This window comes from Hydrogenovibrio sp., from assembly GCF_049975065.1.
GTDB lineage: Bacteria > Pseudomonadota > Gammaproteobacteria > Thiomicrospirales > Thiomicrospiraceae > Hydrogenovibrio.
In genome coordinates, this window is record NZ_JBNGDN010000067.1 from 1 (window position 1) to 11,164 (window position 11,164).

At 51.0% G+C, this 11,164-nt stretch carries 13 protein-coding genes; 8 read left to right on the plus strand and 5 right to left on the minus strand.

The annotated features are described in order from the left end of the window. Nucleotides 1–870, plus strand: an 870-nt coding sequence (locus tag ACP5D0_RS08060) for a sigma 54-interacting transcriptional regulator (protein WP_472365155.1), incomplete at its 5' end; no start/stop codon positions are given. A gap of 56 nt (nucleotides 871–926) precedes the next feature. Beyond that, on the plus strand, nucleotides 927–1,646 hold the full coding sequence (locus tag ACP5D0_RS08065) for a hypothetical protein (protein ID WP_472365156.1): 720 nt from the start codon (nucleotides 927–929) through the stop codon (nucleotides 1,644–1,646). A gap of 45 nt (nucleotides 1,647–1,691) precedes the next feature. Here the strand turns inward: ACP5D0_RS08065 and ACP5D0_RS08070 are convergent, their stop codons facing one another. Further along, the gene (locus ACP5D0_RS08070; RefSeq protein WP_472365157.1) at nucleotides 1,692–2,030 is read right to left on the minus strand and encodes a P-II family nitrogen regulator; all 339 of its coding nucleotides are present in this window, start codon (nucleotides 2,028–2,030) and stop codon (nucleotides 1,692–1,694) included. A gap of 99 nt (nucleotides 2,031–2,129) precedes the next feature. After that, nucleotides 2,130–2,996 carry an archaetidylserine decarboxylase gene (asd, locus tag ACP5D0_RS08075; protein WP_472365158.1) on the minus strand — a complete coding sequence of 289 codons (867 nt, stop codon included), beginning with the start codon at nucleotides 2,994–2,996 and terminating at the stop codon, nucleotides 2,130–2,132. A 191-nt stretch (nucleotides 2,997–3,187) separates the two neighbouring features. On the opposite strand from asd, the gene ACP5D0_RS08080 reads away from it, so the two are divergent. From ACP5D0_RS08080 to ACP5D0_RS08100, 5 genes are all read left to right on the plus strand, one after another. Beyond that, nucleotides 3,188–4,399 (plus strand): argininosuccinate synthase, encoded by a 1,212-nt coding sequence (locus ACP5D0_RS08080; protein WP_472365159.1) that lies wholly within the window; start codon nucleotides 3,188–3,190, stop codon nucleotides 4,397–4,399. Between the two features lie 18 nt (nucleotides 4,400–4,417). Then, nucleotides 4,418–4,933, plus strand: coding sequence for a phosphatidylglycerophosphatase A family protein (locus tag ACP5D0_RS08085; RefSeq protein WP_472365160.1), 516 nt, complete (start codon nucleotides 4,418–4,420; stop codon nucleotides 4,931–4,933). A 222-nt stretch (nucleotides 4,934–5,155) separates the two neighbouring features. After that, nucleotides 5,156–5,452, plus strand: a complete 297-nt coding sequence (locus tag ACP5D0_RS08090) for a rhodanese-like domain-containing protein (protein WP_472365161.1) — start codon at nucleotides 5,156–5,158, stop codon at nucleotides 5,450–5,452. Between the two features lie 100 nt (nucleotides 5,453–5,552). Next, nucleotides 5,553–6,818 carry a dicarboxylate/amino acid:cation symporter gene (locus ACP5D0_RS08095; RefSeq protein ID WP_472365162.1) on the plus strand — a complete coding sequence of 422 codons (1,266 nt, stop codon included), beginning with the start codon at nucleotides 5,553–5,555 and terminating at the stop codon, nucleotides 6,816–6,818. Between the two features lie 19 nt (nucleotides 6,819–6,837). Next, a complete protein-coding gene (locus ACP5D0_RS08100; RefSeq protein WP_472365163.1) occupies nucleotides 6,838–7,173 on the plus strand; it encodes a hypothetical protein in 336 nt (111 codons plus the stop codon). 4 nt (nucleotides 7,174–7,177) lie between these two features. On the opposite strand, the gene ACP5D0_RS08105 is transcribed toward ACP5D0_RS08100, so the two are convergent. The 3 genes from ACP5D0_RS08105 to ACP5D0_RS08115 form a co-directional block, all read right to left on the minus strand. Further along, nucleotides 7,178–7,942, minus strand: a complete 765-nt coding sequence (locus ACP5D0_RS08105; RefSeq protein WP_472365165.1) for a UDP-2,3-diacylglucosamine diphosphatase — start codon at nucleotides 7,940–7,942, stop codon at nucleotides 7,178–7,180. A gap of 12 nt (nucleotides 7,943–7,954) precedes the next feature. Further along, entirely contained in the window at nucleotides 7,955–8,461 is a 507-nt protein-coding gene (locus ACP5D0_RS08110) for a peptidylprolyl isomerase (RefSeq protein WP_472365166.1), read from the minus strand. An 88-nt stretch (nucleotides 8,462–8,549) separates the two neighbouring features. Beyond that, entirely contained in the window at nucleotides 8,550–9,140 is a 591-nt protein-coding gene (locus tag ACP5D0_RS08115) for a peptidylprolyl isomerase (RefSeq protein WP_472365168.1), read from the minus strand. Between the two features lie 245 nt (nucleotides 9,141–9,385). Here ACP5D0_RS08115 and ACP5D0_RS08120 point away from each other — a divergent pair, with 245 nt between their 5' ends. Next, complete coding sequence (locus tag ACP5D0_RS08120; RefSeq protein ID WP_472365169.1) at nucleotides 9,386–11,065, plus strand: glutamine--tRNA ligase/YqeY domain fusion protein; 1,680 nt, start codon at nucleotides 9,386–9,388, stop codon at nucleotides 11,063–11,065. Nucleotides 11,066–11,164: the final 99 nt, after the last annotated feature.

An 11,164-nucleotide genomic window follows, 5' to 3' on the forward strand; every position in this document is an offset into this window, starting at 1 on the left:
CGGCCTTTTGTGGCGATCAATACCGCGGCCATTCCGCGTGATTTATTGGAGTCGGAATTATTCGGTCATGAGAAAGGGGCTTTCACTGGGGCGCACACCCAGCGCATGGGGCGCTTTGAAGAGGCCAATGGCGGCACTTTGTTTCTGGATGAAATCGGCGACATGCCGGTGGACTTGCAAACCCGTTTATTGCGGGTTCTGAATGACGGCACTTTTTACCGCGTCGGCGGGAAAACGCCGATTAAAACCGATGTGCGTATTGTGGCCGCGACACACCAAAATATGCAGGAACTGGTCAAGCAGGGGCGCTTCCGTGAGGATTTGCTCTACCGGTTGAATGTGATTCGAATCAAAGTACCGGCGCTGCGTGAACGCCGTGAGGACATTTTACCGATTGTGCGCTATTACTTGACGGAAGAGGCCAAAACCTATGGCCTGGAGGAAAAACGTTTAAGCAAGCCGGTGGAGAAATATTTAACGGAATTGCCCTGGCCTGGCAATGTGCGCCAAATTCGCAGTTTGTGCACTTGGTTGACGATTATGGCACCGGATAAGGTGGTTTATATGGAAGATCTGCCGCTGGAGCTGCAGCAAGATGTGGTCGGCATGGAATGCCACGAGCCTGAAGATTCTGCCAATGAGAGTGCGACGCACTGGGAAGCCCCCTTGCGCAACTGGGCGAATGGTTATCTAAGTGCTGGTCACCAAGAGCTGCATCGTGAGGCTGAAAAGCGCTTTGAAAAGGTGCTCATTGAAGTGGCTATGCGGCACAGCTTTAACCATCGTCAGAAAGCGGCGCAATTACTGGGATGGGGGCGCAATACTTTAACTCGAAAAACACAGGCGCTGGGGTTGGGTGAGTCGCCCTGATGCTGAAAGAACTGTTTGCGTTTTATACAACACCGAGTTCGCCTTTGGCGCGAAAAATGGGATTTTTACACGAGGCGATTGCCATGTCGGCGCGTCATCAACGTTGTCGAAACACTTGGCAGCCGCATTTTGAACAGTGTCAGAGCGCGATCCGCCGTGCGGTGAATGCGTGTCGTACTTTTCGGCAGGTCGTGATTCTGGGTGCCGGTTCTCTGAACGATATTCCGCTGGGGTTTTTGAGTCAGACGTTCGAGGCCGTCACGCTGGTGGACATGGTTTTTTTAAAGCCCGCCCGACGTTTGGCCGCCGAGTTCGATAATGTTTTTTTATTGGAAGCGGATGTCAGCGGTTGTCTGGCCGAAGCCCAAGGGGGGAATGCCTTGGTGAAAGCGCCTGTTTTGGCCGGAGTTGAACCGGAAAAGGTGGACTGTGTCGTGTCGTTGAACCTTGCGACACAGTTACCCCTGATTCCGGTGCGTTGGTTAATGGAGCGTTTTGCGCTCCCTGAGACGAAAGCCGATACGTTCGGCAAGGATTTGATTCAAGCGCACTTGGACTATCTGGATGGGTTTAGCGGTGTCAAATGCCTGATTGCCGACCGCGACATGCGGGAATACGATTGCAGCGGGCATCTGACCGATCAATGGGATCCGGCCTGGGGTGTCAGGCTTCCGGCTTATGACCAGGCCTGGGACTGGGAAGTGATTCCGTTGGGCGAGTCCAGTGACAATAGAGCCGTTTGTCAAAGAAACCGTGTGGGTGTGTCAATCTGGTAAGCGGTGACCAAACGGCCAGGCCTGGCCGTTTGTCGTAAATGAAATTTATAAGGCTTCTGGACCGGTTTCGCCGGTGCGGATACGAATGGTTTGTTCGATACCGGTAATGAAAATTTTGCCATCACCGATTTTGCCGGTTTGTGCGGTTTGCATAATCGCCTCAACCACCTGATCCACCTTGTCGCCATCCACGGCGATTTCCAATTTCAGCTTGGGGAGAAAGTCTACGACATATTCCGCGCCACGGTACATTTCCGTATGCCCTTTTTGGCGACCGTAACCCTTGACGTCAATGACGGTCATGCCGTGTACGCCAATATCGTGAAGTGCTTCGCGTACATCGTCGAGTTTGAAGGGTTTGATAATCGCGGTGACCATTTTCATACAAGCGTTCCTTTCATAAAAAATGAGGGTTAAGAGGTTGGATGGTTACGTTATTCTGGCGACTCTGTTGTCGATTCAGGCGTCAAACCAGAGGCCTTTTTATTCATTTTTACTATATTGTGCCAGTAATTGTCCCATTTGAATAGGGGTGTTCGGCGCTATTTCGCCCAGGCCTGGCATTTTTCCATTCGGGCTTAGGAGGATGACGGTGGAGCCCATATTGAAGCGCCCGATTTCCTCGCCTTTGCGGAAATGCTGTTCGTCGTTTTGGTAGTCCCAATGTTGCAAGGTCGGCAAATAATCCGGCGTGATTTTGCCCTGCCACACGGTTTCCATGCTGCCCACGAAGATGGCACCGACCATAATCAGGCAGAAGGGGCCCAGCTCGTTTTCAAACCGAATCACCAAACGTTCGTTGCGGGCGAAGAGGCCGTCCACATTGCGCACCGTGGCCGGATTGACCGCAAAGAGATCGCCGGGCACATAGGTCATCGACAGCAGTTTGCCATTGGCCGGCATGTGAACGCGATGGTAGTCTTGAGGCGACAGGTAGATGACGCAGCTGTCACCGTTGACAAAGGTTTTGGCGTATTCAATGTCGCCGCCCAGTAAGGCTTCCAGAGTATAGTCATGGCATTTGGCTTGAATTAAATGGTGGCCTTGGATGGCTTGCGATTGGCTGATGACACCGTCCACCGGACTGCACCAGGCCTGGTCATTTTCATCAATCGGGCGCAACTCCGGTTTCAGGGCGCGGGTGAAAAAGGCGTTGAAGTGTGGGTAATGATCGAAGTGCTCGCTTTCGGCTTCGGACACGTTGATTTTATAGGCTTTGGTCATCAATTTGATGGTGGTGTTCTTGATCCAGGGCTGGCGGATGTGCATCAACCAGTGCATGCCTTTGGAGAGCAGATGCTGGGGCAAGACATATTGGGGAATGACTTTGAAGAAATCGGTCAATCGCATTCGGGCTTGGTCTCTCTTGAGCGTCTGTTGCATGTTTCTTGGCTTGGGGATCCAGCCAAGGTTGGGTTGCAACCGACGTGAAGTGGCATTGAAGAACCGCTGGTTGAATCATTAGAGGTTCCTTAAAAAACAATTGATTTTAATGTATAATCCGCGCGATTAACAGAATTACTTTTGAACAAGGAAATTGCATGTCGGACATTAAAAAAGTTGTTTTGGCCTACTCGGGTGGTCTGGATACGTCCATTATCGCCAAATGGTTGCAAGAAGAATATCAGTGTGAGGTGGTGACCTTTACCGCCGATATCGGCCAAGGCGAAGAAGTGGCACCGGCGCGTACCAAAGCGCAGGCCATGGGCATCAAAGAAATTTACATTGAAGACTTGCGGGAAGAGTTTGCACGTGACTTCGTGTTTCCGATGATGCGCGCCAATGCGATTTACGAAGGGGAGTACCGTTTGGGGACGTCCATTGCGCGTCCCTTGATTTCAAAACGCTTGGTGGAAATCGCTCAGGAAACCGGTGCCGATGCCATTTCGCACGGCGCGACCGGGAAAGGCAACGACCAGGTGCGTTTCGAATTGAACGCTTATGCCTTGATGCCGGACGTCAAAGTCATCGCGCCTTGGCGTGAGTGGGATTTGCTGTCACGCGAAAAACTGATGGCCTATGCCGAAGAGCACAATATCAGCATCGAGAAAAAACAAGGTAAGAAATCACCTTACTCGATGGACGCCAATCTGCTGCACATTTCCTATGAAGGCGGCATTATCGAAGATCCCGCCAACGAACCGGAAGAGGATATGTGGTTGTGGACGGTCTCACCGGAAAATGCACCGGACGAACCGACCTATTTGACCATCGGTTATGAAAAAGGCGACATCGTTTCCATTAATGGTGAGGCGATGTCCCCGGCGACGGTCATGGAATACCTGAATAAGGTGGGCGGCGAAAACGGCATCGGTCGTGACGATTTGGTGGAAAACCGTTTTGTCGGCATGAAAGCGCGCGGCTGTTATGAAACGCCGGCCGGCACCATTATGCTGAAAGCACACAGAGCGATGGAATCCTTGACCTTGGATCGTAACGCGGCGCACTTGAAAGATGAGTTGATGCCAAAATACGCAGAAATGATTTACAACGGTTTCTGGTTCAGCCCAGAGCGTGAAATGTTGCAGGCATTGATCGATCAATCGCAAACCTATGTGTCCGGTGAGGTTCGTCTGAAACTCTACAAAGGCAATGTGATAGTGGTGGGACGCACGTCCGACAACAGCCTGTTTGATGAAGACATCGCTACGTTTGAAGATGACGGCGGTGCCTACAACCACAAGGATGCGGAAGGTTTCATCAAGTTGAATGCGTTGCGTTTAAGAACGGCTGCCAAGAAGCGTGGCAAGTAGCCTTCAGGCTGAATTGCGATGAAAGGGCAACAGCCTAAAAAATCTAAACAGCCGAAACCGGTTCGCTGGGTCGATTTGCAGCGCCATCCGGTGATGTGGCTGGGCTTCGGCTTTGGCTCTGGGCTGGTGCCGAAAGGACCGGGAACCGCCGGCACGCTGTTGGGGTTGTTGTTATTCGTGCCCATTTTACTGTGGAGCGAGGTGGCGGCTTGGAGCCTGTTGGTGTTAGCCTTGGTGTTCGGCAGTTATATTTGCGGTGAGTCGGCGCAGCAAATCGGTGTGCATGATCACGGCGGGATTGTTTGGGACGAGTTTGTTGGCATCTGGTTGGTGCTGCTGATGCTTCCAGAACAGTCTTGGCTTTATTGGACAATGGCGTTCATTTTTTTTAGGATTTTCGATATTGTAAAACCCTGGCCGATTCGTTGGGCGGATCAGAAGGTGTCCGGCGGTTTCGGGATTATGCTGGACGATATAATGGCGGCTTTTTACGCCATAATTATTATTTGGGCAGTCCAAACTGGTTTTTTCTAAAGCAATCAGGTATATTTCGAATCATTAAATTTGATTAAATGAGCGCTTTGTACGAGTGGGGCGCGAAGAAAAAAAGAGAAAAAATCGGTTCGATTAAGGCGGAAAGCGCAGCCAATGGCTAGCCATTGGCAAGTTTTTCAACGTAAATCGGGCGGATTTTAGCCTTTTTTACTCGTGCATCCATCTCGTGCAATGCTCTCTAACATTACGGGTTAGAAAAGAATGTTTACACCATGTGAAGATGTCAAACGATTGATTAAAGAAAAGCAGGCGCAACTGGTTGATGTGAGAACGCCTGAAGAGTTTACCATGAACAAGCTACCGGGCGCGGTCAATATCCCGTTGCAGGATATTGACCGTGTTGGCGACAGTATGTTGGATAAAGACTTGCCAGTGGTGGTTTTCTGCCGTTCCGGCCAGCGATCGCATATGGCGATGCAGATTTTGTTGTCGTTGGGCTTTGATGATGTCTATAACATGGGGCCGTCTCAGGCCTGGAATATGTGTCCGGATGTGTAACTTCGTTTTAAGCTGTTTTAATCGTTCACAAAAAGCACCCGGTCGGGTGCTTTTTTTATAACTGCGTATTTTTCGGGCAATAACCGAAATCAAAAGGAAGATGATGAAACTCGCTCTACATTGGCAGATATTAATCGCACTGGCCTTGGCGGTGGTGATGGGCGTTTGGACCGGTACCGACGCTCAGGTGTTTGGAATCCACTGGGTGGCGATTTACACTTTTATGGGCACCCTGTTTTTAAATGCGTTGAAAATGATTGTGGTGCCGCTGGTCGTCTCGGCGATTATCACTGGGGTGGCGAATGTCGGCCAACATGGCGGTTTCGGGCGCTTGGGCGGTAAAACGTTGGGTTATTATGTTCTCACCAGCTTTTTGGCTATTCTCATCGGTTTGGCCTTGGTCAACTTGCTGCAACCCGGTGTGTCCGAAAACGGTGCCCCGATACTGGAAACCAATGAAGCGCTCATGGCGTCGGTATCCGGAAAGTCGGCCGGGGATGTGGTGGATGTGTTTCTGCGCATGGTGCCGACCAATGTGGTGGATGCGGCGGCTCAGGCGCAAATGTTGGGCTTGATTTTTTTCAGTTTGTTGTTCGGTTACTTTATGACACGGCTGACCGGCGATGTGAAAACCACCATGATGAATTTCTGGCAGGGGATTTTCGATGTGATGATGATGATCACGGCTTGGGTGATGAAGTTTGCGCCTTTGGGGGTGTTTGGCTTGGTGGCGGCTTCGGTGGCGGAAACCGGCTTCGATCAGTTTGGCCATTTAGCACTGTTTTTTGTGACGGTGACGCTGGCGCTGGGCGTGCATTTTTTGGTGGTGATGCCGATTCTATTGCGTGTTTTGGGCGGCGTAAAGAACCCTTGGTTGCACTACCAAGCGATGGCACCGGCGATCCTGACGGCGTTTTCCACCAGTTCATCGTCTTCCACTTTACCCATTACTTTGAATGCGCTGGAAACCCGTGCGGGGGTGTCCAACCGTGTGTCGAGTTTCGTGTTGCCGCTGGGTGCGACCCTGAATATGGACGGCACCGCACTGTATGAATGTGTCGCAGCGGTGTTTATCGCCCAGTTGTTTGGCGTTCCGTTGGATTGGACAACGCAATTGTTGATTGTGGTGATTGCTCTAACCACCTCCATCGGTGTCGCGGGGATTCCGTCCGCCAGTCTGGTGGCGATCACCATTATTCTGGTGGCGGTGGGGTTACCGGCGGAGGCGATTGGGTTGCTTTTGGTGGTGGATCGGTTGTTGGATATGATGCGCACCGTGGTGAATGTGTTCAGTGACTCGGTGGGGGCGGTGATTATTGCACGTTCTGAAGGAGAAGATCAGGTGTTGGTGAGCAAGTCGTTTTAACGAGGGTGAAGAAACCGCCATGAAAATTATCATAACTGAATTGGCCGGGTTAACGCCCGGCGAAGAACACAACGACACCCTACTCGCCTGTCTGACGGAGCGTCTGCCGGAATTGGAGCAGGACTTGGTTCAGGATTTATCGCATATCAGCCATTTCGCTCATTACGCGGGCGGCATGGTATTGGATGCTGTTATCTATCAAAATGATAATCTTTACCGTCTGGATTACCATTATCCGTGGGAAATCAACTGGAGTTGTGCCGACCAGATGGCGCAGGGCGTGATGAATGATAAGGTGCGGTTTACCCTGACCGAAGACGGCGAGGTGCATTTCAAATGGCTGACATTGGCTTAGGGGTTTACGAGGTTAGGGCGTTGCTAAGGTAAGGGTAAGCGACCCGTTCAATCGTTTGGTTGGACAAGACTTTGAGAATTTCGGTTTGCGGGCGCCAGTCACCCACTACCCAGCGGTGTTTGAGTTGGCCGTCTTGTTCGATTTGATGTAAATAGGGGCGGTGGGTGTGTCCATGCACCAGATGCTTGCAGTGCGGAAAACGCTGCAACAGCTTTCTGACCGCCACCTGGTTCACGTCCATAATGTTTTCCGATTTATTCAGATTGTGTTTTTGAGAGTTGGCTCGCATGTTTTCGCCAATGGCGACGCGTTTGTGCTGCGGCAGTTTCAGAAACAACCAGGTCACCAGACGATTACGCAATAGAAGACGCATCCGCTGAAAGGCTTTGTCATCGGTGCAGAGCGAATCTCCGTGTAACATTAAAACCGGCAAGCCATACAAGTTCACAAGCGCCGGCTCTTTCAGAAACTGAATGCCGGTGGCGTCGAAAAAAGCCCGCCGCATCAGAAAATCCCGATTGCCGTACATCAGATAAATCGGCAGACCCTGTTCGGTCAGGTGCTTGAATTTTCCGATGACCGTGGCGTAATGCGCAAGACCGTGATCGTCGCCCACCCACATTTCAAACAGGTCGCCGAGAAGGTAAAGCGCATCGGCTTTCGGCGCGTCTTGTTCCAAAAAGCGGTAAAACGCCTGATTGACCGGATGGGTGTCATCCGGCTGCAGGTGAATGTCGGCGGTGATCAAGGTATAAGGCTTATGCGCCATAATGCGGCTCGATCAGTCGCTTTCTTTAACCAAGGTTTTTTCGATAATAATGTCTTCAACTGGGACATCCTGATGGCCACGACGGCTGGTGGTGTCGACTTTGGCCATTTCATCCAGTATCGCCAAACCTTCTACAATGCGCCCAAAGACGGCATAACCCCAACCGTGCACGTCTTTCGATGTGTGATCCAGATACGGATTGTCAACCAGATTCATAAAGAATTGTGTCGTAGCCGAGTGCGGATCGTTGGTTCGTGCATAGGATAAAGCGCCCCGCACGTTTTTCAAACCGTTATCGGCTTCGTTTTCAATCGGCTCGCCCGCGTCCTTTTCCACCAGGCCTGGCAAAAAACCGCCGCCTTGCACCATAAAGCCGGGAATAATGCGGTGAAAAATGGTGCCGTTATAGTAGCCTTCCATGGCGTAATGCACAAAGTTTTCCGCGCCGATGGGGGCGTTTTCGTGATCGACTTCAATGGTGATGGCACCCATATTGGTTTGAAAAGTGACTTGAGTCATAGCGTTTCCTCTGAACTTGGCTCGGCGAAGCGCAGGCGATGAAATGACCAGGCCTGGTCATTTCAGTGGGTCGCCATTCTGAGCCGGTTTATTGAATCTGTGTGATTTTGATGATTTCGACTGTCTGATTGGGGACGTCGCCCATGCCGTTTTTAAAACCGGTGGGTACTTGACGGATTTGGTTGACGACTTTCATGCCCTTGATCACACGACCAAAAACGGCATAGCCGTAAGCGCGGGGCGTTTTGTCGCGAAAATCCAAAAACGTATTCTGGCCGACATTAATAAAGAATTGCGAGGTGGCCGAGTGCGGATCGTTGGTACGCGCCATGGCCAGAGTACCGATGCGGTTACGCAGGCCATTGTCGGCTTCGTTCTGGATGGGCGCATGGGTGGGTTTTTTCTGCAGCGTGGGCGTGAAGCCGCCGCCTTGAATCATAAAGTTGGAAATGACGCGGTGAAAAATGGTGCCGTCATAAAAGCCTTCGTTAACATAGCGTAAGAAGTTTTTCACCGATTCGGGCGCTTTTTCCGGATAGAGTTCCGCTTCAATGTCGCCTAGACTGGTCTGAATCAGGACGATGGGGTGTTTGGGTTCGGTGGCCGTGGTGTTATCGGCAAAGGTCTGAAAGGTGAAAAGGCTGAAAAACAGCGAAAGCAAAAACGTGCGTCGAATCATGGTTGTCTCCAGTGCGCCCCAGTCTGGCTGTTGAGCGTGCCAAGGCTGACGGCAAAAAGTTTCAAATAGGATTGAATTCAGTGTTGCGCATTTTACCATGTTGTCCGGCGAACGGGCGTTTGAATTCGCTGGCGCGGGTGAATGATTCCGTGCGCAATCGAGCGTCACGGAGACGGGCTTGTGCTATAATCAAGCTTTTTTTTAATCGGTAGTATTTTAAAAATATATCAAAAGGTTTTCTGAGCATGAGTCAAACCCCCGTTACGCCAGTGGACAAGCCTACGAATTTTATTCGAAATGTCATTAACGATGACTTGGCCAATCATAAATATCAAACGGTGGTGACCCGTTTCCCGCCCGAGCCAAACGGCTACCTGCACATCGGGCACGCCAAATCCATTTGTCTGAATTTCGGTCTGGCGGAAGACTATCACGGTGGCTGCAACCTGCGCTTTGACGATACCAACCCGACTAAAGAAGACGTCGAGTATGTCGATGCCATTAAAGAAGACGTATCCTGGTTAGGCTTTCAATGGGCCGGCGAACCGCGCTATTCGTCCAACTATTTTCAAAAATTCCATGATTATGCGGTGGAATTGATTGAAAAGGGCTTGGCGTATGTGTGTTTTTTGAATGCCGAGCAAACGGGTGAATACCGTGGCACCTTGACGGAACCGGGCAAAGACAGTCCGTATCGCGACACCTCGGTGGCGGAAAATCTGGAGGTGTTCGCTAAGATGAAAAACGGCGAATTCCAGGAAGGGGAATGCGTTTTGCGCGCCAAAATCGATATGGCCTCTTCCTTTATGTGTATGCGAGACCCGACACTGTACCGTATCCGTTATGCGCATCATCATCAAACCGGTGACGCTTGGTGTATCTACCCGATGTACGATTTTGCCCACTGTATTTCCGATGCGATTGAAGGCGTGACCCATTCTTTGTGTACCCTGGAGTTTCAGGATAACCGTCGTTTGTACGATTGGATTCTGGAGCATCTTGAGGATTTCAATAAACCCGACCGTCCATTCCAGTATGAATTTTCACGGTTGAATCTAGAATACACGGTGATGTCCAAACGCAAACTGATGCAACTGGTGACAGACGGTTTGGTGTCGGGCTGGAATGACCCGCGCATGCCGACGATTTCCGGTTTGCGCCGTCGCGGCGTGACACCGGCGGCGATTCGGGACTTCGCCGAACGCATTGGGATTTCCAAGGTCGATAGCATGACGGAAATGGGCCTTCTGGAAGCGGCGATTCGGGACGATTTGAATGTCGTGGCTCCGCGTACGATGGGCGTGATTGACCCGATTAAGCTGGTGATCGAAAATTACCCGGAAGGCGACGTGGAAACCTTGCAGGCACCGGTGCACCCGCAGAACGAAGCCATGGGCAAACGCGACATCTTCTTCAGCCGAGAGCTGTATATCGACCGCGCCGATTTTATTGAAGAAGCGCCGAACAAAAAATGGCAACGCCTGGCGTTGGACAAGGAAGTCCGTTTGCGTAATGCCTATGTGGTGAAAGGCCTGCGTGCCGAAACCGACGCGGACGGAAATATCACGACCGTATATTGTTCTTACGACCCGGAGACTTTGGGCAAGAACCCAGCAGATGGTCGTAAGGTGAAAGGCGTGATTCACTTTGTGGAAGCCTCCAAAGCCTTACCGGCGGAGTTCCGTTTGTATGACCGTTTGTTCTCGGTACCGAATCCGGCCAAGGAAGACGATTTTGAAGCCGTCATCAATCCTGAGTCATTGGTGGTGAAAAACGGTTTTGTCGAGCCGGGCATGAAAGACGCCAAACCGGAACAAGCGTATCAGTTTGAACGTGAAGGCTATTTCTGCCGTGACAACCAAGCCGGAGACGCGTTGGTGTTCAACAAAACCGTTGGTCTAAGAGATACATGGAGTCAGAAATAGTGGCATTACAGATTTACAATACCGAAACCCGACAAAAAGAAGTCTTTAAACCCATTCATGAAAATCAAGTGGGCTTGTATGTCTGCGGGGTCACGGTGT

Bases quoted from the DNA above. Each gene is read 5' to 3' on its own strand.
- ACP5D0_RS08085 (WP_472365160.1), top strand. From the start codon at position 4,418: ATGAAAGGGCAACAGCCTAAAAAATCTAAACAGCCGAAACCGGTTCGC.
- ACP5D0_RS08110 (WP_472365166.1), bottom strand. From the start codon at position 8,461: ATGACTCAAGTCACTTTTCAAACCAATATGGGTGCCATCACCATTGAA.
- ACP5D0_RS08070 (WP_472365157.1), bottom strand. From the start codon at position 2,030: ATGAAAATGGTCACCGCGATTATCAAACCCTTCAAACTCGACGATGTA.
- ACP5D0_RS08080 (WP_472365159.1), top strand. From the start codon at position 3,188: ATGTCGGACATTAAAAAAGTTGTTTTGGCCTACTCGGGTGGTCTGGAT.
- ACP5D0_RS08100 (WP_472365163.1), top strand. From the start codon at position 6,838: ATGAAAATTATCATAACTGAATTGGCCGGGTTAACGCCCGGCGAAGAA.
- asd (WP_472365158.1), bottom strand. From the start codon at position 2,996: ATGCGATTGACCGATTTCTTCAAAGTCATTCCCCAATATGTCTTGCCC.
- ACP5D0_RS08090 (WP_472365161.1), top strand. From the start codon at position 5,156: ATGTTTACACCATGTGAAGATGTCAAACGATTGATTAAAGAAAAGCAG.
- ACP5D0_RS08115 (WP_472365168.1), bottom strand. From the start codon at position 9,140: ATGATTCGACGCACGTTTTTGCTTTCGCTGTTTTTCAGCCTTTTCACC.
- ACP5D0_RS08065 (WP_472365156.1), top strand. From the start codon at position 927: ATGGGATTTTTACACGAGGCGATTGCCATGTCGGCGCGTCATCAACGT.
- ACP5D0_RS08095 (WP_472365162.1), top strand. From the start codon at position 5,553: ATGATGAAACTCGCTCTACATTGGCAGATATTAATCGCACTGGCCTTG.
- ACP5D0_RS08105 (WP_472365165.1), bottom strand. From the start codon at position 7,942: ATGGCGCATAAGCCTTATACCTTGATCACCGCCGACATTCACCTGCAG.
- ACP5D0_RS08120 (WP_472365169.1), top strand. From the start codon at position 9,386: ATGAGTCAAACCCCCGTTACGCCAGTGGACAAGCCTACGAATTTTATT.